The 24625-nt window shown below is 63.3% G+C and carries 22 protein-coding genes; 7 read left to right on the plus strand and 15 right to left on the minus strand.

Features of this window, described 5'->3' with window-relative positions; genetic code table 11:
* Positions 1-13 precede the first annotated feature (13 nt).
* Genes IVB29_RS06010 through IVB29_RS06020 form a run of 3 tightly spaced genes read left to right on the plus strand, consistent with a single transcriptional unit; the run spans position 14 to position 3401 of the window.
* Positions 14-1537, plus strand: coding sequence for an ABC transporter substrate-binding protein (locus IVB29_RS06010; protein ID WP_247502482.1), 1524 nt, complete (start codon positions 14-16; stop codon positions 1535-1537).
* A gap of 31 nt (positions 1538-1568) precedes the next feature.
* Positions 1569-2510: an ABC transporter permease gene (locus tag IVB29_RS06015; protein WP_247502483.1), complete on the plus strand. Its 942-nt coding sequence runs from the start codon at positions 1569-1571 to the stop codon at positions 2508-2510.
* A gap of 3 nt (positions 2511-2513) precedes the next feature.
* Positions 2514-3401, plus strand: coding sequence for an ABC transporter permease (locus tag IVB29_RS06020; RefSeq protein ID WP_247502484.1), 888 nt, complete (start codon positions 2514-2516; stop codon positions 3399-3401).
* A 118-nt stretch (positions 3402-3519) separates the two neighbouring features.
* Here IVB29_RS06020 and IVB29_RS06025 read toward each other — a convergent pair whose 3' ends face one another.
* The 10 genes from IVB29_RS06025 to IVB29_RS06070 form a co-directional block, all read right to left on the minus strand.
* On the minus strand, positions 3520-4266 hold the full coding sequence (locus tag IVB29_RS06025; RefSeq protein ID WP_247502485.1) for a hypothetical protein: 747 nt from the start codon (positions 4264-4266) through the stop codon (positions 3520-3522).
* 9 nt (positions 4267-4275) lie between these two features.
* Positions 4276-5526, minus strand: coding sequence for an adenylate/guanylate cyclase domain-containing protein (locus tag IVB29_RS06030; protein WP_247502486.1), 1251 nt, complete (start codon positions 5524-5526; stop codon positions 4276-4278).
* The gene (locus tag IVB29_RS06035; RefSeq protein WP_247502487.1) at positions 5523-5912 is read right to left on the minus strand and encodes a response regulator; all 390 of its coding nucleotides are present in this window, start codon (positions 5910-5912) and stop codon (positions 5523-5525) included. The genes IVB29_RS06030 and IVB29_RS06035 overlap by 4 nt, the downstream gene beginning before the upstream one ends.
* Positions 5909-8506 carry an ATP-binding protein gene (locus tag IVB29_RS06040; protein WP_247502488.1) on the minus strand — a complete coding sequence of 866 codons (2598 nt, stop codon included), beginning with the start codon at positions 8504-8506 and terminating at the stop codon, positions 5909-5911. Before IVB29_RS06040 ends, IVB29_RS06035 begins: the two co-directional genes overlap by 4 nt.
* A gap of 52 nt (positions 8507-8558) precedes the next feature.
* The gene (locus tag IVB29_RS06045) at positions 8559-9542 is read right to left on the minus strand and encodes an ABC transporter substrate-binding protein (protein ID WP_247502489.1); all 984 of its coding nucleotides are present in this window, start codon (positions 9540-9542) and stop codon (positions 8559-8561) included.
* A 146-nt stretch (positions 9543-9688) separates the two neighbouring features.
* On the minus strand, positions 9689-12784 hold the full coding sequence (locus tag IVB29_RS06050; protein WP_247502954.1) for a MexW/MexI family multidrug efflux RND transporter permease subunit: 3096 nt from the start codon (positions 12782-12784) through the stop codon (positions 9689-9691).
* 76 nt (positions 12785-12860) lie between these two features.
* Positions 12861-14054 carry an efflux RND transporter periplasmic adaptor subunit gene (locus IVB29_RS06055; protein WP_247502490.1) on the minus strand — a complete coding sequence of 398 codons (1194 nt, stop codon included), beginning with the start codon at positions 14052-14054 and terminating at the stop codon, positions 12861-12863.
* Between the two features lies 1 nt (position 14055).
* A complete protein-coding gene (locus IVB29_RS06060) occupies positions 14056-14757 on the minus strand; it encodes a TetR/AcrR family transcriptional regulator (protein ID WP_247502955.1) in 702 nt (233 codons plus the stop codon).
* Positions 14758-14901: 144 nt separating this feature from the next.
* Positions 14902-15492 (minus strand): thiamine pyrophosphate-dependent enzyme, encoded by a 591-nt coding sequence (locus IVB29_RS06065; protein WP_247502491.1) that lies wholly within the window; start codon positions 15490-15492, stop codon positions 14902-14904.
* Positions 15489-16034: a thiamine pyrophosphate-binding protein gene (locus tag IVB29_RS06070; protein ID WP_247502492.1), complete on the minus strand. Its 546-nt coding sequence runs from the start codon at positions 16032-16034 to the stop codon at positions 15489-15491. The genes IVB29_RS06065 and IVB29_RS06070 overlap by 4 nt, the downstream gene beginning before the upstream one ends.
* Positions 16035-16140: 106 nt before the next feature.
* Here IVB29_RS06070 and IVB29_RS06075 point away from each other — a divergent pair, with 106 nt between their 5' ends.
* Positions 16141-17361 (plus strand): cytochrome P450, encoded by a 1221-nt coding sequence (locus IVB29_RS06075; RefSeq protein ID WP_247502493.1) that lies wholly within the window; start codon positions 16141-16143, stop codon positions 17359-17361.
* A 194-nt stretch (positions 17362-17555) separates the two neighbouring features.
* Positions 17556-18770: an ornithine--oxo-acid transaminase gene (gene rocD, locus IVB29_RS06080; protein WP_247502494.1), complete on the plus strand. Its 1215-nt coding sequence runs from the start codon at positions 17556-17558 to the stop codon at positions 18768-18770.
* Between the two features lie 261 nt (positions 18771-19031).
* On the opposite strand, the gene IVB29_RS06085 is transcribed toward rocD, so the two are convergent.
* Positions 19032-20189, minus strand: coding sequence for a diphosphate--fructose-6-phosphate 1-phosphotransferase (locus IVB29_RS06085; protein WP_247502495.1), 1158 nt, complete (start codon positions 20187-20189; stop codon positions 19032-19034).
* 69 nt (positions 20190-20258) lie between these two features.
* Positions 20259-20381, minus strand: coding sequence for a hypothetical protein (locus IVB29_RS38380; protein ID WP_256466873.1), 123 nt, complete (start codon positions 20379-20381; stop codon positions 20259-20261).
* A 62-nt stretch (positions 20382-20443) separates the two neighbouring features.
* On the opposite strand from IVB29_RS38380, the gene IVB29_RS06090 reads away from it, so the two are divergent.
* Together IVB29_RS06090 and IVB29_RS06095 are read left to right on the plus strand one after the other, a co-directional pair.
* Positions 20444-20782, plus strand: a complete 339-nt coding sequence (locus IVB29_RS06090) for a type II toxin-antitoxin system RelE/ParE family toxin (protein WP_247502496.1) — start codon at positions 20444-20446, stop codon at positions 20780-20782.
* Complete coding sequence (locus tag IVB29_RS06095) at positions 20779-21060, plus strand: XRE family transcriptional regulator (RefSeq protein ID WP_247502497.1); 282 nt, start codon at positions 20779-20781, stop codon at positions 21058-21060. The genes IVB29_RS06090 and IVB29_RS06095 overlap by 4 nt, the downstream gene beginning before the upstream one ends.
* Positions 21061-21281: 221 nt before the next feature.
* On the opposite strand, the gene IVB29_RS06100 is transcribed toward IVB29_RS06095, so the two are convergent.
* The 3 genes from IVB29_RS06100 to IVB29_RS06110 form a co-directional block, all read right to left on the minus strand.
* A complete protein-coding gene (locus IVB29_RS06100; protein ID WP_247502498.1) occupies positions 21282-22145 on the minus strand; it encodes a sugar phosphate isomerase/epimerase family protein in 864 nt (287 codons plus the stop codon).
* A complete protein-coding gene (locus IVB29_RS06105) occupies positions 22145-23335 on the minus strand; it encodes a dihydrodipicolinate synthase family protein (protein ID WP_247502499.1) in 1191 nt (396 codons plus the stop codon). Before IVB29_RS06105 ends, IVB29_RS06100 begins: the two co-directional genes overlap by 1 nt.
* Positions 23336-23471: 136 nt before the next feature.
* Positions 23472-24623, minus strand: coding sequence for a Gfo/Idh/MocA family oxidoreductase (locus IVB29_RS06110; RefSeq protein WP_247502500.1), 1152 nt, complete (start codon positions 24621-24623; stop codon positions 23472-23474).
* Positions 24624-24625 lie beyond the last annotated feature (2 nt).

A 24625-nucleotide genomic window follows, 5' to 3' on the forward strand; every position in this document is an offset into this window, starting at 1 on the left:
GAGGTTGAGAGCGATGAGCTTTGTGCGTTTGACAATCCTGGCATCGGCCTTGCTGACGTCGCTCGTGGGCGCAGCCCAAACCCAAGTCCAAGCCCAGACCACGCTTCGCATCGGCATCGCCGAAGACCCCGACATCCTCGATCCCAGCATCGGCCGCACCTATGTCGGCCGCATCGTGTTCTCCGCCTTCTGCGACAAGCTGTTCGACATCGACGAAAAACTCAACATCGTCCCGCAGCTCGCGCTGTCCCACGAGACCTCGGCCGACGGCAAGGAGATGACGATCAAGCTCCGGCCTGGCGTCAAATTCCACGATGGCGAGCCGCTCGACGCGGAGGCCGCAAAGTTCTCGATCGAACGTCACATGACGCTGCCGACCTCGTTCCGGAAGTCGGAACTCGCCAGCGTCGACCATGTCGAGGTGGTCGATCCCCTGACCATCAAGCTGGTGCTCAAGACGGCCTACTCGCCGCTGATCGCCCAGCTCACCGACCGCTCCGGCATGATGGTGTCGCCCAAGGCGGCGAAGGAAGCCGGCGACAAGTTCGGCCTGCATCCGGTCTGCGCCGGCCCCTACAAATTCGTCGAGCGCGTCCAGCAGGACCGCATGGTGTTCGAGAAGTTCGCCGACTACTGGAACAAGGACAACATCCATATCGACCGTGTCGTGTTCCTGCCGATCGTCGACGCCACCGTGCGCCTCGCCAACCTCAAGTCCGGCGGGCTCGATCTGATCGAGCGCGTGCTGGCCACCGACATCAAGGACGTGCGCGCCGATCCCAAGCTGGTGCTGTCGACGGCGCCCGAGCTCGGTTATCAGGGCCTGACGATCAACATCGGCAACGACAAGACCAAGGGGCCACTCAGCCAATCCGCGAAGGTACGCCAGGCACTCAGCCTGTCGATCGATCGCGAGGCCATCAACCAGGTCGTATTCAACGGCGAGTTCACGCCGGGCAATCAATGGGTCAGCCCGACGCATCCATACTATCAGAAGGCTTTCCCCATTCCGGGTCGCGACATCGGCAAGGCCAAGGCGCTGTTGAAGGAAGCCGGTGTCAGCCTGCCCGTCACCGTCGACTACATGGTACCAAAGGGCACCGAGTACGAGGCCGTCGCCCAGGTCGTGCAGTCCATGGCCGCCGAAGCAGGCTTCGACATCAAGGTCCGCGTCGTCGAATTCGCGACCACCTTCAAGCAGGCGCAGGCCGGCGAGTTCCAGGTGTTCCAGATCAACTGGAGCGGACGCATCGACCCGGACGGCAACTCCTACATCTTCATGCGCAGCAAGGCGCCGCAGAACGACGGCGTGTATTCGAACCCCGAAGCCGACAAACTGATGGAAGACGGACGGGCGACGTCCAACGTCGAGGAGCGCAAGGCGATCTACGGGAAGCTGACCAAGGTCCTGCTCGACGACCTGCCGATCATCTACATCTATCATCGTACGCTCCTGATCGCGCATACAAAGAAGCTCGAGGGTTACCGGCAGATGCCTGATGGCCTCGTGCGCGTGGTCGGGCTGAAGTTCAAGTGATCGCGGCATCACTCGGGAAACACGTGGAGCCATGCTGAACTTCCTCGCCCGCCGCATCGCGCAGATCGTGCCGACACTGTTCTTCGTGTCGGTGCTGATCTTTTCGCTCCAGCAATTGCTGCCGGGCGATCCCGCGCTGGTGATGGCGGGCGAGGAGCGCGATCCCGCCGCAATCGAGCAGATCCGGCAGCAGTACAAGCTCGATCAGCCGATCCCCGTGCAATATGTCTACTGGCTCAAGGGAGTCCTCACCGGCAATTTCGGCGAGTCGCTGCGCAACAAGATGCCGGTGCGCGAGCTGATCGCACAGAAACTGCCGGTGACGCTCCAGCTCGGCTCGATGGCGATCCTGATCGCATTCCTCATCGGCATTCCCGCCGGCATCGTCTCCGCGGTGAAGAAGGGCACGGTTTGGGACTATGGCGCCAACCTGTTCGCGCTGTGGGGCATCTCGACGCCGAATTTCTGGCTCGGAATCCTCATGATCTTCCTGTTCTCGATTCACCTGGGCTGGCTGCCGGCCTCGGGCTACGTGCCGCTCACGGAGGACTGGCGCGCGAGCCTGGCAGCCACCATCATGCCGGCCTTCGTGCTCGGCAATGCGATTTCGGCGGTCCTGATGCGGCACACGCGCAGCGCCATGCTCCAGGTTCTGGAGAGCGACTATGTCCGCACCGCGCGCGCGAAAGGTCTCTCCGAGCGCTCGGTGATCCTCAAGCACGCGATGCGCAACGCGCTGACACCGATCATCACGCTCGGCGCGCTCGAGCTCGGCACGCTGCTGTCGGGCGCGGTGCTGACCGAACAGATCTTCTCCATTCCCGGCTTCGGCAAGCTGATCGTGGACGCCGTGTTCAACCGCGACTACGCGGTCGTGCAGGGCGTGGTGCTGGTGACGGCCACCGTCTACATCACGCTGAATCTCGTGGCCGACGTCGCCTACATCCTCGTAAATCCGCGGCTGAGGGGCTAGGCGATGACCGACACTGCGCTGCCCGCCAGCCCCGCCGTCCAAGCCTACGAGCTGGACAGCCCGGCCCGTCGCGCCCGGCGGCGGCTGTTCAAGCGCAAGGCGGCCGTGTTCGGGCTCGTCGTGATCACGGCGTTCATCCTGCTTGCGGCGCTCGCCCCACTGGTCGTGCCCTATGACCCCATCGCAACGAGCTGGAGCCTGGTGCGCAAGCCGCCGACTGCGGCGCACTGGTTCGGCACCGACGATCTCGGCCGCGACATCTTCAGCCGCGTCATTTACGGCGCGCGTGCCTCCCTGCTCGCCGGCCTGATCTCGGTCGCGATCGCGCTCGGCGTCGGCGTGCCGCTCGGCCTGCTCGCAGGCTATCGCGGCGGATTTGTCGACGCGCTGATCAGCCGGATCACGGATGCGATGCTGGCCTGCCCGTTCCTGATCCTGGCAATCGCGCTTGCCGCGTTCCTTGGTCCGAGTCTCGGCAATGCCATGATCGCGATCGGCATCTCGGCCACCCCGATCTTCATCCGCCTGACCCGCGGTCAGGTGCTGGTCGTCAAGGCCGAGGATTATGTCGAGGCCGCACGCGCGCTAGGCAACCCCGACTGGCGGATCGCGTTCTCGCATATCCTGCCGAACATCCTGCCGGCGCTGCTGGTGCAGGCGACGCTGTCGATCGCCGCCGCCATCATCGCCGAAGCCGCGCTCTCGTTCCTCGGCCTCGGCCAGCAGCCGCCGGCGCCGTCCTGGGGCAGCATGCTCAACGCGGCGCAGCGCTTCCTGACCCAGGCGCCGTGGATGGCGATCTGGCCGGGCCTCGCGATCTTCCTCGTGGTGCTATCGCTGAACCTGCTCGGCGACGGCCTGCGCGACGCACTCGATCCGCGCCAGCGCTAGCTGTTCCTCATGGTGAGGAGCGCGCACTTCGCGCGTGTCTCGAACCATGAAGGCCCGACTATCGCCTGTGGCCATCCTTCGAGACGCCCGCCTATGGCGGGCCCTCAGGACGAGGACTTCAGATCACCATCTCCCGCAATACCCTCCGGCAATCCATCTCGTATTCGAGATCGACCACCGGCGGCCGGGCGAAATGCCAGGTCAGGCCGGAGCGCAGCGCGCCGCGGCGGACCAGCTCGTCGACCAGCGCGTGGTGAAAGTCGTGCACGGAATAGGCCTGCACGCCGGTCGTGTCTTTCCAGCCGAAGCCGAACGCCGTCATCCGGTTCTCCATCTGCGACGTCGTGGTGAAGCGCACCTTCTCGCGAAGCCCCTCCGGACTGAGGTCGCGGTAGCGCACCGTGCGCTCGACATAGGTCCCGCCGCCCTCGCGCGCCTCGGCGCCGCCTGATATCACGAAGCTCGGCGCCTTGGAGCTTGTCGGTCGCGTGAAGGAGAAGGCATAGAACGACGGCTCGGACGGCGGATCGATCTCGGGACAGACATTGCTGCGCGCCACGGGATTGGTGGTGCCGTCGAAGATGCGCCATTCGGACAGCGTCTTCACATAATGCAGGTTGAACGCGCGAAAGCCGTCTTCGCTGAAGGCCGCCGGCGAGCGCAGCTCGCAGGCGCAGAACGCCGTCAGCGGACGTCCTGCCTCCTGGATGAATTTTGCCGCCAGTGCAAATCCCTCGGCCAGCGGCACCAGGCGGTCGAACCGGACGCGCTCGATCTCGTAGCCGTCATCAGCAGCAGCACCCGCCGAATACTGGAACACGGACGGAATGAAACGATAATTGCCGGCGGAGAATTCACGAACCATCTCGAACTCCTATTCCAATTGTATGCGGACGCCCTTGGCGCCGTTGAGCAGGCGCTTCAGATGAAAGCCGGCCAGGGAATCGTCGGCGTGCATGCCGACCAGCGCGGCAAAGGCCGGCATGGCGGCGGCGTCGCCGGCCTCCATCTTGGCGAAAGCCCCGGAATAGAGCGCCGTCTCCGGCGCGTCGAATCTGGCCTGCGCCAGCGGCTCGAACGCGCGCAGCGGCTCGCTGCGGCCGCGCAGCATCAGCTCCCCCACGGGTCGTCCCTGAAAATTCTCGGCCGCCTTGGCGACGTTGGCGCTGACGCAGATGCGCGTTCCCAGCTGCTTGTTGGCGGCTTCCAGCCGCGCCGCGATGTTGATGGAGTCGCCATACGCGGTGTAATCGAAGAAGCGGTTGCCGCCGAAATTTCCGACCAGTGCGGGCCCGGCGTGAATGCCGATGCGCGTGGCGCCGAAAATCACGCCTTTGGCCTGCTGGCGCGCGCAAAAATCCTGCGCCCAGGCATCGAGATCATGGGCGCAGGCGACCGCACGCGTCGCATAATCGGGCTGGTCGCCGGGCGCGTTGAACAGCACCTGGAGGGCGTCGCCAATGATCTTTGCGACCGTCCCTTCATGCGCGAACACCACCTCGGTCATTCCGCCGACATACTCGCTGAGGAGCGCGCCCAGCGTCTCCGGCGGCGCGGTCTCGACCAGCGAGGTGAAGCCGGTGATGTCTGTGAAGATGGTCGCGACATCGCGCCACTGTACCTCGATCCCCTCACCCTCGCCGCCCGCCGCCAGACGCTTGGCGAGCTCGGGCGAGAAATGACGCGACAGCGCCGCGTGGGCCCGCTCCGCCTCCATCTGGCGCCGCCGCACCTCGCGCAGCATCTCGATGTGGCGCATGGTCTTCGAGATCGTGGCTTCCAGATCCGCGAAGTCGATCGGCTTGGTCAGGAAGTCGAACGCGCCGCGGTTCATGGCGGTGCGGATGTTGCTCATGTCGCCATAGGCCGAGACGATGATGGTCGACTTCTTGTCCTCGGCCTCCTGAAGCTTTTCCAGCAGCGACAGCCCGTCCATCCGCGGCATGTTGATGTCGGAAACCACCATGTCGACGTGCGGATTCTGCTCGAGCGACTGCAGCGCTTCGAGGCCGTCGCGCGCGAACATGATGGCGACGAGCCCGTCCCGGATCTGCCTGCGGAATTTTTGCAGGATCAGCGCCTCGAGGTCCGGCTCGTCATCGACGAAGAGGATGGTCGAAGTCATGCGGCTTGCTCGAGCCTCGTGTCGATCTCCTGCCGCAGCAGTGCAAAATCGATCGGCTTGGTCAGGAGCCCGATCGCGCCGCGCTCGATCGCCTTGCGGCGCGTCTCGGCATCACCATAGGCCGTGATCATGATGACAGGGACGTCCGGATGTTCGGCGCGCACCTTGGGCAGCATGTCGAGCCCGCTCATGCCGGGCATGTTGATGTCAGACAGGATCAGGATCAGCGCGGGATCACGCACCTCAGCGGCAAGCTTGAGCGCATCGGGCGCCGACGGTGCGAATTGCATCTGGAAGCGGCCGGCGCGCAGTTCGCGCCGGAACTGCTGCCGGAACAGCGCCTCGACGTCGGGTTCGTCATCGACGACCAGGATGTAAACGTTCAACTCTTGCCTCCGGGAGTGCCGCCTGCAGCCATTACGCGCGGCAGGGTGATGATGAATTCGGTGAATATACCTTGTGTGGTGTTCACGTCGATCGTGCCACCATGCTGTTTTACGACGATGTCGTGGCTCATGGACAGGCCGAGCCCGGTGCCCTCGCCGGCCGGCTTGGTGGTGAAGAAGGGATTGAACATCTTCTCCTTCACCTCCGGCGGAATTCCCGTGCCGTTGTCGCGTATCCGGATCTCGACCCTGTTACCCAGGTTTTTGGTCGTTGCACTTAGCGTGGGCTCGAACCCATCCGTCGCACTCTCCTTGCGCTTGGCGGAAGCATAGAAGCCGTTCGAGATCAGGTTGAGGAAGACGCGGGTGATCTCCTGCGGATAGATATCGACCACGCCGGCGGCAGGGTCGAAGTCGCGCTCGAGCGTGACGTTGAAGGCGGGTCGTTCGGCACGCGCGCCGTGATAGGCGAGATTGAGGCTCTCCTCCACGACCGCGTTGATGTCGCTGGGACGGTGCTCGCCGGAGCCCTCGCGGGAATGCAGCAGCATATTCCTGACGATGGAATCGGCGCGCTTGCCGTGCTGCACCACCTTTTCCAGATTGCTCCTGAGCATGCCGGTCAGTTCGTCGACCTCCTCCTTCGTCTTGCCGTCGAGCGAAGCCGATTGCAGGGCCTCGTTGAGTTCGTCGATCAATTCCGTCGACACCGAGGAGAAATTGTTGATGAAGTTGAGCGGGTTCTTGATCTCGTGGGCGATGCCCGCAGTGAGCTGGCCGAGCGAGGCCAGCTTCTCGGTCTGGATCAGACGATCCTGGGCGGCGCGCAACTCATCGAGGGACCGAGAGAGCTCCATCGTGCGTTTGCGCAACTCATTCAGCAGCCGTGCATTCTCGATGGCGATGACGGCTTGCTTTGTGAAATTCTCGACCACGGAAATCTGTTTATCAGTGAACGGACGGACTTCCTTGCGATAGACTGCAATCGTGCCGATCAGTTCGCTCTCCCTCAGCATCGGCACGACGACGATCGTGCGGGCACCGGCCACATCGGAGATTCCACGAATGCTTGGTCCTCCCGCAATATAGGCGGGTGTGTCTTGCACATCGTGAACATGAACAACCTGACGTGTCCTGACGACGGCAGCAAGTGCGCTCTCCGGGTGGGGACGAATCGCCAAATCTCTTCGCGAAGCAGCGAACGCAGGCGGCACGTTGTAATCAGCCGCGATGGTGAAGCCTTCGCCGTTCCACAGATTCATGATCCCGAAACTCGCGCCGCAGACCCGCGTGGCATTCTCGAGCAATTTGTGGAACACTGGAGTGAGTTCGCCCGGAGACGAACTAATCACCTGTAGCACCTCCGAAGTCGCCGTCTGCTGCTCCAGCGACTCCCTCAATTCAGCCGTACGTACCTCGACCTTCTTTTCCAAATCGGCATAGGATTCCTGCAAGCGCGCGCCCATGTCGTTGAACTGGTCGGCGAGCCCCTCGAGCTCGTCACCGGTTTTGATCGAGATCCGCTGCGCGAAATCGCCGCTGCCGATCCGCTCGGCGCCACTCCGTAACGCCTGGATCGGCCCGACCATGCGGCGCGCGAGGAATATTCCGGCGAGGACCGCGAAGATCGATGCCGCGAGCAGCACGATCGCAAGCCGCTGCAACGATGCGTAGAGCGCCGCATAGGCTTCCTCGACCGGCAGCTCGACGAACATCGTCCAATGCATCGGCGCGATCGGGGCCGATGCGGTCAGCACCGTCTGCCCCTGGATGTTGCGCGCTTCAGGAAGCACGTCGGAGATGGTGCCGCCGCCGGCCTGCGCGGCGCGCACCTGTGCGAGGCCGGACATGTCGGTGTTGCGCAGCACCAGGCTGATATCGGGATGCGCGATCAGGCGTCCCTCCGGGCCGACCACGTAGGCATGTCCGCGTTCGCCGACCTTGATCTGGGACACGACGTCCCAGATCAGCTTGAGATTGACCTCCGCGATGCTGACGCCGGCATCCTTGCGCGCCCCCGCCAGCGCCAGCGTCATGTAGGGCTCCGACTCCCTGCGGAAATAGACCGGCCCGTAATAGACCTTGTGCGCGACCGCCTCGGTGAACTTCGGGTCGGCCGACAGGTCGATCCCGCTGTCGATCGCGTCCATGGCGAGCCGCGAGACGCGCAGCCGCTCCTTGCCGGTGGAATCGACCTGGGCGAGCTCGGTGATCGCGGGCACCTGACGCAACAGCCGCAGCGCGTCGAACCGGCGCTGCTCGATCGAGCCCCCCGACCAGGGCAGCTGCGTGGTCCAGCCGAGCTGGCTCTCGATCTCCTTGACGAACTGGCCGATCTTCGCCGCAGCGGCCTCGGCCTGCTCGTGCTGGACCCGGATCAGCGCGGCCTTGTGCTCGCGATAATAGAAGAAGACCTCGAACAGGCCATTGGCCAACAGCGCGATGGCGACGACGGCCACGAACAGCGCGACATATTTGGTGAACAGCCGCGTCCTGATCCCCCGCCTCGCCGCTTTGCCGGACGAGGCCCCATCGCGGGCCGCGCTCGGCAAATTCCTGGCTTGCGGGGTGTCGGGATTGAGGGACAGGCTCATTCCGGGAACCTAGCAAGAAGCCCGGACCTTGTCTCTTGCCGCAGCATACAGGCTACTCGATCACCTCGTCCGCCAGCGCAAGCAAGGTGGGCGGAATTTCAAGTCCGGTCGCCTTCGCCGTCTTGAGATTAAGCACCAGGGGATAGCGGGTCGGCAGCTCGAACGGCAGATCACCGGGGTTTGCCCCGTTGAAAATACGAGCGACCAGCGCGGCCGCCCGCTCGAAGGATTCCGAGGAGTCCGCTCCGTAGGACATCAGACCGCCATCGCGCGCGAAATCGTCAAATTCGTAGATGGCGGGCAGCTTTCGGACGGCCGCGAACTCGAACACCCGTTCGCGGTTGAGGATGGTAAGCGCATCCGCCACCATCAGGATGCCGTGAGGCAAATCGTCATTCATCGCCGAAAAGGCTTCGTTGAAATCATCGGGTTCGCTGACGCCCAATGCCTGCACGGTCAGTCCAAGCGCCTGGGCAGCCTTTGCGGACGCCTGGTAGCGCGTGGTCATGCCGAGGTCGTCCTTGTTCCAGAGCATTGCGACCTTGGTCAGCTTCGGCGACATCTCCTTGAGCAGCGACAGCCGTTTGGCGCTGAGGGTCGCTGCGACGTCCGAAATCCCGGTGATCTTGCCGCCCGGATGCGCCAGGCTCTCGATCAGCCCGGTTTCGACGGGATCGCCGATCCCGCTGGCCGCAACGGTGGGAATGCCGGCCGCCTTGGCGGCTATGGCCGTCGGATAGCCGATGATCACGATGGCATCGACGTTCTTGGCCTTCAGCTCCGCGATCAGCGCAGGGAGCATCGCCACATCGCCGAGGGCGCCGCGCGCTTCAAAGGTCAGATTCTGGCCGAGCTTGAAACCATGCTCACCAAGCACCTTGGTCAGGATTTTTCCGCCACGGCTCTCCACCGTAACCGGCGCGATCGGCGTTACCGTGCCAAGGCGATAGACGCGGCCCTGCGCACCGGCCGGAGCCGTGTTCGACCCGGCCAGCGCAGCCCCGCCCAGGACCGCCAGAAATTCGCGCCTCTTCATCGGACGACCTGCCTTGAGCGCGCACCCACGGCGCTCCGGCCGTCATATTACGAGATGTCGCGTGGCAAAAAAAAGCGGCAACAGCCATGGCTGTTGCCGCATCGCACGTAAATTGACCTTTTGATCGATTTACAATCGATCCTGGCTCAAGTCGGCCGTAGCGCCTTGTTGTTAAGGTCGACATCGTTGACCTGCTTGTTCCGCTCCGAATCGGCCGCCGCGCGATGGTCGGTCGCCAGCACGACGTAGACCGCCGGCAGCACGAACAGCGTGAACAGCGTGCCGATCGACATGCCGGCGACGACCACGAGGCCGATCGAGAAGCGGCTGGCCGCGCCCGCGCCGGTCGCGGTCAGGAGCGGGATCAGGCCGGTCACCATCGCTGCCGTGGTCATCAGGATCGGCCGCAGACGAATGCGGGCCGACATTTCGATCGCCGAGCGACGATCGAGCCGCTCGTTGACCTGGAGCTCGTTGGCGAACTCCACCATCAGAATGCCGTGCTTGGTGATCAGGCCGACCAGGGTGAGCAGACCGACCTGGGTGTAGATGTTCATGGTCGCCACGCCGAAGAACAGCGGGATCAGCGCGCCGACGATCGCCATCGGCACCGAGATCATGATCACCAGCGGATCGCGAAGACTCTCGAACTGCGCAGCCAGCACCAGGAAGATGATGATCAGCGCGAAGCCGAAGGTAACCGCGAGCTGGTTGCCTTCCTGCACATATTGCCTGCTATCGGCGAGATAGTCGTGGCTGAAGCCTGCGGGTAGCTTCTTGGCCTCGCCTTCGAGGAAGTCGACTGCCGCGCCGACGGTCACGCCCGGCATCGGCACGGCCGAGAAGGTCGCCGAATTCAGCTGATTGTAGTGCGTCAGCGAGTTCGGATCGGTCTTGGTCTGGATCGACACCACTGTCGACAGCGGAAGCTGCTGTCCGGTGTTGGTCGTCACGTAGTAACCGCCGAGCGATTCCGGCGAGAGTCGCTGTCCGCGCGGCACTTGCGGAATGACCTGGTAGGAACGGCCCTCGAGGTTGAAGCGGTTGATGTAGTTGCCGCCGAGCAGCACCGCGAGCGTGCTGCCGAGGTTCTGCATGTTGATGCCGAGATCCTGCGCCTTGGTGCGGTCGATCGTCACCTTCACGTTGGGCTGGTTGTAGGCCAGGTCGCTGTCGGAGACGATGAACATGCCGCTCTTGCGGGCTGCGGCCTTCAGCTTCTCCATTTGCTCATAGACCGTCTGGAAACCGGCGGTGGAGTTGATCACCATCTGCACGGGCAGGCCGCCCGGGCCACCCGGCAGCGGCGGCAAGTTGAACGCGAACGCTTGCACGCCCTCGATCTTGGAGAGTTCGGCCTGCACCAGCGACTTCAACTGGATCGACGAGCGTTTGCGCTCCTCCCAGGACTTCAGCAGCATGCCGGCAATGCCGCCCTGCGGGCCGTTGATGCCGTTCAGCACGAAGCGGAGATCAGTCTCGGGGAATTTCTGGAATTCCTTGTCGAGCTTCTCGCCGTAGAAATCGACGTAATCGATGTTGGCGTATTTCGGCGCCTTGGTCACCGCGAACACGATGCCCTGGTCTTCCTCAGGCGCCAGTTCCTTCGAGGTGTGCATATAGAGGAAGCCGACGAGCCCGAGGATGGTCACCGCGAACAGGCCGGTGATGGCCTTGTAATCGAGCGAGCGGTCGAGCCTGCGGCCATACCAGCGGGTTAGCGCGCCGAACACCTTGTTGACCAGCTTGGCGAAGCGGCCCTCTTCGGTATTCTTCAGAAGCACCGAGCACATCATTGGTGACAGCGTCAGCGCGATTACGCCGGATACGATCACCGAACCCGCAAGCGTGAAGGCGAATTCGCGGAACAGCGAACCGGTGAGGCCACCGAGGAAGCCGATCGGCGCGTACACGGCAGCGAGCGTGATGGTCATCGAGATGATGGGACCGACGATTTCGCGCGCGCCTTCCAGCGACGCCTGGACCGGCGTTTTCCCTTCCTCCAGATGTCGATGAATATTCTCCACCACCACGATGGCGTCGTCGACCACGAGGCCGATCGCGAGCACCATCGCCAGCAGCGTCAACAGATTGAAGCTGAAGCCCAGCGCCAGCATCAGCGTGCAGACGCCGATCATCGACAAGGGAATCGTGACGACCGGAATGATGACCGAGCGGAACGAGGCCAGGAACAGGAAGATGACCACGATCACGATGATCACGGCTTCGCCCAGCGTCTTCTCCACCTCGTCGATCGAGGATTGGATGAATTTGGTCGAGTCGTAGGCGACCTTCATCTTCATCGACGGCGGCAGGTTGCGTTCAAGTTCGGGGAACAGCGCGCGCACACCCTTGACCAGCGTCAGCGGGTTGCCTTGCGGCGTCGCGGTCACACCAATGAAGATCGCGTGCTCGCCGTTGAAGGCGACGCTCGCGTCCGTGCTTTGGGCTGCCAGCTCGACGGTTGCGATGTCTTCCATCCGCACGAAGCCGCCGTCCTTGGCCTTCACGATCATCTTCCTGAACTGGTTGACGTCGGTCAGGCTGGTGTTCGTCGAGACGTTGGAAACGATGAGATAGCCCTTGGTCTGTCCCGCCGCGGACTGGAAGTTGTTGGTCGCGATCGCGGTCGAGACATCGGCGGGCGACACGTTGCGGCCGGCCATCTTGACGGGGTCAAGCCAGAGCCGCATCGCAAAGGTCTGGCCGCCCAGAATGTCCGCCGAGGCCACGCCATCGACGGTCGACAGCACCGGCTGCACCACGCGCGTCAGATAATCGGAGATCGCCGAGCCCGACAGCTCCTCGGAGGAGAAGCCGAGATACATCACGGCCGTGGTCTGGCCCGTGGTCTTGGTGACGATCGGGTCGTTGGATTCCTTCGGGATCAAATATTTGACCGAATTCGTCTTGGCCAGCACTTCGGTCAGCGCCTGGTTCGGATCGAAGTTCAGCTTGATGTAGACTTGGATCGTCGAGGTGCCGAGCACCGAGGACGAGGTCATGTAGTCGACGCCTTCGGCGGAAGCGACCGCCTGCTCGATCGGCGTGGTGATGAAGCCCTGGATCAGGTCCGCGGACGCGCCGGGATAGACGGTCGTGATGTTGATGACCGTGTTCGACAGCTTCGGATACTGCCGGATCGGCAGCACCATCGCCGCGCGCAGGCCGATCAGCAGGATCAGCAGGCTGACGACGACCGACAGAACCGGGCGTTTGATGAAAATATCAGTAAAGCGCATCGCGGCGATCTCGATTTCGTTGACTTGCAATGCGCATGACCCGGCCGTGCCGGATCATGCTGCGACGTATGCGGTGTCAGTAACGCGGCGGCTGCGCCGGGATCTGCGGGGCCGGGTCGGTCGAAATCGACACCGCCGCACCCGATTGCAGCTTGAGTTGGCCGACGGCGACGACCTTGTCGCCTGCCTTCACGCCCTTGATGATTTCGACGCGACCGTCGACCCGGCTGCCGGTCTGCACGAAGGTGCGGACCGCGCTCAGGCTGGTCTTGCCGTCCTCTTCCTTCTTCTCGGTGATCACGAACACCGAGTCGCCGTACAGCGTGTAGTCGACCGAGGTCTCCGGCACGGTGATCACGGCCGGCTTGTCCGGCAGCACCACCGTGGTGGTCACGAACATGCCGGGCTTCAGGATCTTCTCGGGATTGGCGATCGTTGCCTGCACGCGGATGTTGCGAGTGTCGGTGGCGATCTGCGGCTCGATCGTGGTGATCTTGCCCTCGAAGGTACGGCCCGGATAGGCGTCGACCTTCAGCCGGACGGTCTGGCCAACCTTGAGGTTGCCCGAGTCCTTTTCCGTCACCGTGAAGTTCGCCCACAGCTCCGACAGATCGGTCAGCGAGACGATTGCCGTACCGGCCGTCAGATATTGGCCGACCTCGACCTTGCGGACGCCGAGATCGCCGGCGAACGGCGCGCGCACCAGCTTCTGCGAGATCAGCGCCTCGGTCTTGGCGATGCCTGCCTGCGCCTGGTCGTAGGCGGCCTGCGCGGTATCGACGGTCGCCTGCGGACCGAACTGGCGCGAGGCGAGTTGTTTGGCACGGTCGAGCGAAAGCTGCGCGACGGTCGCCTGCGCCTTGTAGTTGGCGAGGTCGCCCTGCTCCGGCGCGTCGAACATCTGCACCAGCGGCGTGCCAGCCTCGATATGCGCACCCGGCTCGAACTTGATCTCGGTAACACGGCCGTTGACGTCGGCGCTGACGTCGACCTGATGCACGGCGAACAGCCCGCCGACCGCCGTCAAGAGGTTCGGCACCACCTCGGACTTCGCCTCGGCCGCGCTGACTGCGGTCGGCGGCGGCTTGTTGTTGGCGAAGAACTGCTTGATCATCTGGCCGCGGAAATAGTTGAACCAGACCAGACCACCGACGAGCACGCCCAGCAGCGTGCCGACGATGATGAACCAGAGCACCGGCCGGACCGGACGCTTGGGAGCCTTGTTGTCGATCGGTTCGCCCGAAATCTTGTGTTCGGTGACGATGTTCATGTCATGCACTCTCTGCAATCGCCGTCTTGCCTGCACCCGGCGCCAATTCGTGGCTCAAATGCGAAGCAATTGCGGCGTCGTTAAGTCCGATACCCCTCAGGAGAAACTCACACAGCTGCCGCTCGAGGTCATTCGCCTTGCCGTAAGCGAGGCAAGGCGTGGCCGGCAGCCTGGTCAGCGCAGCCGTCATCAGCGTGTGATGCGCAAACCAGAACAGGTTGAGCGGATCGCCGCTGAATGGCCGCGCGTCCCCCGCGGTCACCGCGCGCTCGAGCGAGGCGACGAAGACCGCCCCGATCAGCTTCTCGATCTTGGCATATAGCAGACGGGCGAATTCGCCATCATCCAAATGACTCGTGGCCATCAGTCGCAGGCGCTGCGCTTCTTCCTGGTCGGGACCGTCAGCGATGTGGAGGAAGTGCTGAACCATGCCGCGGATCAGCTCGACCAGGGCAGCCGTCGACGGCTCCCGCTCGAGCAGCTCCATCAAGGCCGGGTCCGCCTCGCACTCGTCGCTGAGGATTTCGGCGTAGAGCGCCGCCTTGGACGGGAAATGCTTGAACAGCAGCGCCTCGGAAATGGCAGCAGCGGCCGCCACGCTCTTCGTCGTGGTGCCGGTATAGCCGTGCCGGGCAAAGCAGCGTTTCGCGGCTCCGAGGATCAATTGACGCCTCAGGTCGCTCGTCATACGCAATGAGCTCATGCTAGTGAGTAAGCACTCACCCACGCAAAAGTCAAGCATTATGCTGCATCGCAACCTGAAAGCGTTGTAAAATCAGTGGAAATTGGCCGCGCCTGCACGGCCCACGAGCAGGACTACGCCGGCAGGGGAAGCGGACCGAGCCGCCTAGATCGGCTGGAAGCCGAGGTCGCCGCGGATCCGGTTGACGATGTAGGTCCCGTCCCGGGTGGGCAGGATCCGCTCAAGGCTGGCGCTGTCGATCTTCACATTGGCGAAGCGCGGCCCCGCCGACACGTCGTGGACGGCTTTGGCGAACGCCTCGACCTCAGCCATCGTCGAGATCGCCCGGCTGTCCTTGATCCCACAGGCCCTGGCTATGTCGACGAGGTCGGCGGCGGCCGAGGTGTGGCTGGTCTGGCCGCCAGTCTCGCCATAGGCCTCGTTGTCGAGCACGACGATCGAGAGGTTGGAGGGCTTCTGCAGGCCGATGGTGGCAAGGCTGCCCATGCCCATCAGCATCTCGCCGTCGCCGGTGATGACCAGCACCGGCAGCGTCGGCTGCGCCAAAGCGAGCCCTAACCCGATCATGGCGGCGCCGCCCATGCCGCCCCAGAGATAGAAGTTTCGCGCGTGGTCGCCGGCCGCGCAGATGTCGTTGGTGGAGGCCCCGAGGCCGCCGATCGCAACGACGTCCTTGCGATCAGCAAGCAGCGTCGAGACCACCTGGCGGCGGTCGAGGAGATTGGCCTTGCTCATTTGGTGAAAACCTTGGCGCCGATCAGGCGCTGCGACAGCAGGACGGCGGTGGGGGTGAGCGCGTTGTAGGCCTGGGCTGCGGCCGCCTCCAGCACGGCCGGCACCTCGGCCGCGTTCGAAGCGCGCAGCACCTTGACGCCCGAGAGTTCGAACACGCCTTGCGTGGTTGATCCCATCGGCACCTGCCACGGATTGAACTCGCCCCACTCGCCGCGCATGGTCACGAGTGTGAGGAACGGAAAGCGCAGGACCGGGATCAGCGACAGCATGTTGATGCAATTGCCGACGCCGCTCGACTGCATCAGCAAGACACCGCGCTGTCCGCCGGTCCAGGCGCCGGCCAGCAGCGCTACACCTTCCTCCTCCGTCGTCAGCGGAATGCCGCGCATCGTCGACGAGCCCAGCACGCGCTCGATCAGTTTTGAATGGCCGGCATCAGGCACGTAAGGCACCTGCCGGACATCGAAGCGTTGCAATGTTGCGAAAATATCGTCGGGCCAGTTCGGCTCCGTCGTCTCGGCAGCATCAGCGCAGGCGTGCATTTTCCTGTCCGGTCGGCTTGCAAATCACGACATGACTGTAGACGGTGACCCGCGCGGCTCGAAAGAGCGAAAACAGCATATCGGTCTCAACCGGCGAGTATGACGGATGAACGCAAGTGCGAAAGAACTGGCGGCCCATTTCGATCTGGAGAAGCTGACGCCGGAGTTTTACGCCGATCCCTACCCGACCTATCGTGCACTGCGGGAGAACGAGCCGGTCAAGCGCCTGCGCAACGGCACCGTGTTCCTGACCCGCTATGACGACCTCGTCGCCGCCTACAAGAACACAAGGTCGTTCAGCTCGGACAAGAAGCGCGAGTTCGCGCCGAAATACGGCGACACGCCGCTCTACGAGCACCACACCACGAGCCTCGTCTTCAACGACCCACCCGCGCACACCCGCGTGCGGCGCCTGATCATGGGCGCACTGTCGCCGCGCGCAATCGCGGGCATGGAGCCTGATATCGCCAAGCTCGTCGATGGCCTGCTCGATGGCATCGCCGCCAAGGGCCAATGCGAGCTGATCGAGGATTTCGCCGCCTCCATTCCCATCGAGGTAATCGGCAATCTGCTCGACGTGCCCCATGACGAGCGTACGCCACTGCGCGACTGGTCGCTGGCGATCCTGGGTGCGCTCGAGCCGGTGGTGTCGCCTGACGTGGCCGCACGCGGCAACAAGGCGGTGTCGGACTTCCTCGCCTATCTCGAAACGCTGGTCGCGCGCCGGCGCGCGAAGCCCGGCAATCCCGAGCGCGACGTGCTCACGCGTCTCATTCAGGGCGAAGAGAACGGCGAGCGGCTGACCGAGAAGGAGTTGCTGCACAATTGCATCTTCCTGCTCAATGCCGGTCACGAGACCACCACCAATCTGATCGGCAACGGTCTGGTCGCGCTCGACCGGAACCCGGATCAGAAGCAGCGGCTGATCGACAACCCCGACATGATCAAGACCACCGTCGAGGAGATGCTGCGCTACGAGAGCTCGAACCAGCTCGGCAACCGCATGACGACGGAGAAGGTCGATCTCGGCGGCGTCATGCTCGACGCCGGCACATCGGTGACGTTGTGCATTGGTGCTGCCAACCGCGACCCCGCGCAGTTTCCGGATCCCGAAAACTTCGACGTCGCGCGCACGCCGAACCGGCATCTCGCCTTCGCCACCGGCGCGCATCAATGCGCCGGCATGGCGCTGGCGCGGCTGGAGGGCGCGATTGCGATCTCGCGCTTCCTGGCGCGCTTCCCGAACTATGCCGTCAGGGACAAGCCGGTGCGCGGCGGACGGGTACGGTTTCGCGGCTTTTTGAGCGTGCCCTGCGCGATCGGCTGAGGCCCGACAACAAAAAAGTCGAAAACAACCCCATGCACAGTAGCGGAGGCCGGCGGAAGATTGCCCCTGTGGATCCGCATAACCATTTGACGAGGGGAGGCAAATCGGCGGCATCGCGCACCTCGCCGAGGCCTGACCAATTTGAGCGCGGTGCAGCCGGTTGACGCCGGCACGCAACAATGGAGTGACGAAAGATGAGCTCGTCCGTCATTGATTACCTCGCAACGGAAGCGCGCCTTGGCGCCCAGAATTACGCGCCGATCGGGGTCGTGCTGTCGCGTGGCGAAGGTGTCTGGGTCTGGGATACCGACGGCAACCGTTATCTCGATTGCCTCTCTGCTTACTCGGCTCTCAACCAGGGCCACTGCCACCCGAAAATTCTGGCTGCGATGGTCGAGCAGGCAAGCCGGCTGACCCTGACTTCGCGCGCCTTCCACAACGACCAGCTCGCCCTGTTCTACGAAGAGATCGCGGCGCTGACCGGTTCCCACAAGGTGCTGCCGATGAACAGCGGCGCCGAGGCGGTCGAAAGCGCGATCAAGTCGGTGCGCAAATGGGGCTATGAGGTGAAGGGCGTGCCGGACGGCCAAGCCGAGATCATCGTCTGCGCCGACAATTTCCATGGACGCACGCTGGGTATCGTCGGCTTTTCAACCGACCCTGAGACGCGCACCCACTTTGGACCGTTCGCGCCGGGCTTCAGGATCATCCCGTTCGGCGACGTCAAGGCGCTGGAACGAGCGATCACGCAAAACACCGTCGCCTTCCTGGTCGAGCCGATCCAGGGCGAAGCCGGTGTCATCATTCCACCGGTCGGCTATTTCACGGAGGTCCGCCAGCTCTGCACCGCCCACAACGTCATGCTGGTGCTCGACGAGATCCAGACCGGGCTCGGCCGCACCGGCAAGCTGCTCGCCGAACAGCACGAGGGCATCGAGGCGGACGTGACGCTGCTCGGCAAGGCCTTGTCCGGCGGCTTCTATCCCGTGTCGGCCGTGCTCTCGAACAACGACGTGCTCGGGACACTCCGACCCGGGCAGCATGGCTCGACCTTCGGCGGCAACCCGCTGGCCTGCGCAGTGGCGCGCGCGGCGATGCGCGTGCTGGTCGAGGAAGGCATGATCGAGAACGCGGCCACGCAGGGCGCGCGTTTTCTGCAAGGCTTGAAAGACATCCGCGCCAATACGATCCGCGACGTGCGCGGGCGCGGCCTGATGCTGGCGGTCGAGCTGCACCCCGAGGCCGGCCGCGCGCGCCGCTACTGCGAGGCGCTCCAGGCCAAGGGCATCCTCGCCAAGGACACCCATGAGCACACCATCCGCATCGCCCCGCCGCTGGTGATCACCAGCGACCAGGTCGACTGGGCGCTGGAGCAGTTCGCCACGACGCTGACGCTGGATTTCTCTTGAGGTGGCCTGCAGGCTTGCCCAATGCCCGCTATGAGCCAGCAGCAAGTCCAACCAACGTCCGTTCTGCCGCCGAAAGCGGAAGTAGATTCAGCTCGTAGGATGGGTTGAGCTCTTGCGAAACCCATCAAACTTCATCCTAGCAGTTGGGTCGGACAAGAGGGACTAGACACTGCATTGGTTGTCAGGACGATGGGTTTCGCAAGAGCTCAACCCATCCTACGGGCTAAGAGCCTCATGTTGAGAATGCTCTCTCCGGCAATTTCACACGAACGGCGGGAAGATATCGGGCCGCTTGGGTAGAAGCCGCCGAAAATAGCGCCGTCCTTCTTCCGAAACGGTATTGCTGCCGACAAGGAAATCATCGGGCATATGGCGGGTTTTGCCAGCGACGCGATCGAGCGGCACGAGCAGAGGTTCGATACGCTCGCCGTCATAATGCAGCACCACCGAGCCGCTGCCGGTCAAGGCGCTTTGCGCGGCAAATGCGCCGGCGTCGAAAGCCTCCTTGCGGTCGGTTTCGTCGATCACGCCGATATATCCGCGCGGCAGATAGCCCAGTGTGTCGACACGCGCCCGCGCTTTAGGAAAACGCGATTTCAGCGCTTTCTGGATCTCGATGCCGAGATCACCGCCGGTCAATTGCAGATTGCCATGGGCGTCGCGCTCGATCGCCTCGCCCGCCAGCGCCTCGGCGAGAGGCCGGCCGGCTTCGTCCTGCACGCCCTCGGACATCGAGACGATGCAGCGGCCGAGCCGCGTGTAAACCGCATCGACGTCGTCGAGGAACTGGGCCACCGAGAATGGCTTTTCCGGTGTGTAGATCAGATGCGGAGCATCGTCGGGCGATTGCTGCCAGCCTGCGGCCGCAGCGGAGAGGAAGCCGGCATGGCGGCCCATGACGATGGCCACATAGATGCCGGGCATGGCGCGAAAATCGAGATCGACGCTGACAAGAGCATTGGCGACAAAGGCGGCTGCCGAGATGAAGCCGGGGACGTGATCGTTCTCCATCAGATCATTATCGATGGTCTTGGGGGCATGCACGAAATGGCAGGGGCCGCTTGATTGCTGCCGCAGCAGTTCGAGCGTTCCGGCGGTGTCGTTGCCGCCAATATAGACAAAGGCGCGGGCGCCCAGCCGGTCCAGAGCCGCGAGGATATCAGAGCATGCACCGGAATCCGGTTTGTCGCGGGTCGATCCGAGAGCCGAATTGGGCGTGTTGCCGAGGCGGCGGAGTTCGGCCTCGGGCATGGTGGTCAGGTCGACGACGTTCCCCGCCATGAGGCCTCGCACACCATAGCGCGCGCCCAGAATGCGCAACGACGGATCATGCCTGCGCGCGGCAAGGATGGCGCCACACAGGGTCTGGTTGATCACGGCGGTGGGGCCGCCGCCCTGGGCGATGACGATTGATGGCATGGATCCTCTATGACTTGTTTCCGGCTATGCCCCCCTTGGAGTGTGAGAGACGATTGAAGCGAAGATTGGTCAATGCTGCAACGGGCGGCCCGTCCGCAGTATCGTATCGTGACGCGGGAAAGCTACAGCGAACCCCTGCGCCTCGACGGCGGCGCGCACGGATTTGATGTCGATCACGCCGTCGCCCATCATGCCGCAGTCGCCAGTGGTAGAAAGCAGTTGCCGCCCATACAAAATTTTGTATATTGCGCCCGATGGTCGATTCGAAGCCCGTTGAATTCCGAGGCAGCGCACTTGACGATCTGCGTGCGTTTCCGGCCGCAGCCCGGCGCGAGGCGGGACATCAGCTCGACCAAATCCAGCATGGGCGCGAGCCGGACGACTGGAAGCCCATGAATACCGTGGGCCGAGGGGTGCGGGAAATTCGAATTCGCGATACCGCTGGCGTTTTCAGAGTTTTGTATGTGGCGAAGTTCGACGACGCGGTCTACGTGCTGCACTGCTTCCAGAAGAAGACGCAGAAAACGAGCAAAGCGGATCTGAACTTGGCTGCGCAGCGCTACCGGGACTTGTTGAAGGAGCTAGGTCAATGAGCAAGAAACGCTTCGACAATGTGTGGGATGCAATTGAGGATACACCTGCGCAGGCTGAGAACATGAAGCTCCGTTCGACGTTGATCATGGCATTGAAGAATCATATCGCCCGAACAGGGCTAAGCCAGTCGGAGGCGGCTAAGCTGCTTGGTGTTACGCAGCCGCGCATCTCTGACCTCATGCGCGGCAAGATCGAGCTATTTAGTCTCGATACCTTGGTCAATATGATCGGAGCTGCCGGCTTGCACGTTGAAATGCGCATCTCGGACGCAGCCTGATCAACGACCAGCCCCTTGCTCTGTTTTCTAATCCCGTCTGCGCCCGGGGAAGAATTCGATTCCCATGCGTTTTGCCAACGCTATTTCGACGCAATCGAAAATAACATCCTAGAATGCAGCCAGATGCCCGTGCGTTGGGTCATTCGCGACCGGGGCAGCGGGAGAAAGCGCGCTTCAACGCGCAGCAATAGGTCGCAAGCCCATGAGGGTAGCGCGCGCACCTAAACCACCGTCCTGTGCCGCGCGATGCAGGTCTTCAGCACCTCGTCCATCGGCTTGCCCCACCAGTCGTTGGAGAAAATCTCGATTTCCGAATAGCCGGCAAAGCCCTGCGCTTCGACGGCGGCACGTGCCGATTTGATGTCGATGACGCCATCGCCCATCATGCCGCGGTCGTTGAGGATGTCTTTTGTCGGCACCAGCCAGTCGCAGACATGGAACGCGAGCAGGCGATCCTTGCCAGCACGTGCGATCTGGCCCGACAACTCCGGGTCCCACCAGATGTGATAGACGTCGAGCGCGACGCCGAGCATGCCGCTACGATCAGGGTCGAGCCGGTCGCAGATGTCGAGCGCCTGCTTTGTGGTGTTCACGCAGGCGCGGTCGGCCGCGTAGGCCGGATGCAAGGGCTCGATGGCCAGCGGCAGCTTTGCCTGCCTCGCGTAGTCGAGCATCTCGCTCAGTGCTTCCTCGACCTGCCCGCGCGCCGCCACGATGTCCCTCGATGCCTCGCTGCCCGGCCTCGAATATTGCGGCAGGCCGCCGACGACCAGCACGATGCAGGGCGCGCCAAGTGCCTTGGCTTCATCGACACAACGCCGGTTGTCGTCACGTACCTCGTCCCGGCGCGACGCGTCCGAGGTGAACATGCCACCGCGGCAATAGCCGGAGAGATCGAGGCCGGCATCGCGCACCGCACGCGCGGCGCGATCGAGACCGACGGCGGCAATTTGGTCGCGCCAGGGATCGATGGCGCGGATGCCGTGCCTGGCACAGGCATCGATGATCTCGATGAGGTCACCCTGCTTGCGGACTGTCGCCGTGTTGAGCGACAGCCAGCGATGGTCGGACGAGAAATCGCGCATCAGGATTCGATACCGTGGGTGGCGAGCACCGTCTTCATCCGCTGCGTCGCGAGTTCAGGACTGGCGAGCAGGCCGGCCTTGTCCGCCAGACGGAACAGCTCGGCCAGATGCAACATCGAGCGTGTGCTCTCCTGACCGCCGACCATGGTGAAATGGTCCTGGTGGCCGTTGAGATACGCCATGAACACGACGCCGGTCTTGTAGAAGCGCGTCGGCGCCTTGAAGATGTGGCGCGAGAGCGGCACCGTCGGGCCTAGCACATCGTGGAAGCCGGCCTCGTCCCCAGCAGCCAGCCGCGACAGCGCGTAGGACGCCGCCGGTGCGATCGCGTCAAAAATGCCAAGCAGCGCATGCGAAAAGCCCTGCTCGTCGCCTGCGATCAGCTCCGCATAATTGAAATCGTCGCCGGTGTACATTTTGATACGCTTGTCCAGGCGGCGGCGCATGTCGATCTCGCGCTGCTTGTCGAGCAGCGAAACTTTTACGCCATCGACCTTGGCCGCATTATTGTTGATGATGGCTACCGCGATATCCATCGCCTTGCCGAGATCCTTGGTGCCCCAATATCCCGTGAGGGCAGGATCGAACATGTCGCCGAGCCAGTGGATGATCACGGGCTCACGCACCTGCGACAGCACACGGTTATAGACCTTCGCGTAGTCGTCGGCGCTACGACCGAGTTTTGCCAGCGCGCGCGATGCCATCAGGATGATGCGACCGCCAACCTTTTCCACCGCAGAGATTTGCTCCTCATAGGCGCGGATCACGTCGTCGAGGCTCCTGGCGTCCTCGACCGCGAGATGATCGGTGCCGGCACCGGAGAACACCAGCGCGTTGCGCCGCTTGGCCGCGGACACCGAACGCGTGATCAGCTCCAGCGACGTCCGCCAGTCCAGCCCCATGCCGCGCTGCGCGGTGTCCATGGCTTCGGCGACGCCGAGGCCGAGGTCCCAGACGTGCTCGCGAAAGGCGATGGTCTTGTCCCAGTCGACCGCAGCGGAGAGCCAGGGATCGTTGTCCGCGAAGGGATCGACGACCGTGTGCACGGCGGAGAACGCGATGCGGTTCAGCGGGCCCTCGAGCTTCGCGGGAAAACTTCGCGAGGCCGCGAGCCGATAAGTCTCGATCGAGCGATCGGCCTTCGGCAGCTTGAGCGACAATGACGACATGGGCAGGACGGGCTTGTTCATGATTTCAGACCTCTCCCCGTCATTGCGAGGAGCGAAGCGACGAAGCAATCCAGACTGCCACCGCAGAGGGGCTCTGGATTGCTTCGCTTCGCTCGCAATGACGGCTCAACAAACATCGAGACTTATCCAATAAACCTCAAACCTTGATCGGGGCGACGTCGATCCAGCGCCGCTCCTTCCAGCTCTTCAGCGCGCATTCGGCGAGCTGCACGCCCTTGACGCCTTCGAGCAGCGTGAACTTGTACGGCGCATCCTCGTAGACGTGGCGGATGAACATCTCCCATTGCTCCTTGAAGCCGTTGTCGTAGCTGACATTGTCGGGCAGCTTCTGCCAGTCGCCGTAGAAATCGTGCAGCCGCTTCTCGTCGGGATTCCACACCGGCCGGGGCGTCGCCTGCCGCGCCTGGATCATGCAGTCGGTCAGGCCCGCGACCGCCGAGCCATGGGTGCCGTCGACCTGGAAGGTGACGAGGTCGTCGCGATAAACGCGCGTCACCCAGGACATGTTGATATGGGCGATGACGCCGCCCTCGAGCTGAAAGGTCGCGTAGGCGGAATCGTCCGCGGTCGCCTTGTACTTCTTGCCTTGCTCGTCGAAGCGCTCGGGAATGTCGGTGTTGCCGATGCAGACCACGCTCTTGACGTTGCCGAAGAGGTTGTCGAGCACGTAGCGCCAGTGGCACACCATATCCAGAATGATGCCACCGCCGTCCTCGTCGCGGTAGTTCCAGGACGGCCGCTGCGCCTCCTGCCAACCGCCTTCGAATACCCAATAGCCGAACTCGCCGCGCACCGAGAGGATGCGGCCGAAGAAACCGGAATCGCGCAGGAAGGCGATCTTCTTCAGGCCGGGCAGGAACAGCTTGTCCTGCACCGTGCCGTGCTTGACGCCCTTGGCGTTGGCGAGCTTGACGACTTCGAGAGCTTCCTCGAAGTTGGTCGCGATCGGCTTCTCGCAATAGACGTGCTTGCCGGCATTGATGGCCTGGGTCAGCAGGCTCGGGCGCGCCTGCGTGGTCGCGGCGTCGAAGAACATGGTGTCGTTCTTGTCGGCAAGCGCGGCATCGAGGTCGGTGGTCCAGCGCGTGATGTTGTACTGCTTCGCAAGCGCCTCGATCTTTTCGGCGCTGCGACCGACCAGGATCGGATCGGGCATGATGCGATCGCCGTTCTTCAAGCGGACGCCGCCCTGCTCGCGGATCGCGACGATCGAGCGGATCAGATGCTGGTTGAGCCCCATGCGGCCGGTGACGCCGTTCATGATGAGGCCGAGGCGTTGGGTGGTCATGC

Source organism: Bradyrhizobium sp. 1 (assembly GCF_023073315.1).
In the GTDB taxonomy this organism is placed as follows: domain Bacteria; phylum Pseudomonadota; class Alphaproteobacteria; order Rhizobiales; family Xanthobacteraceae; genus Bradyrhizobium.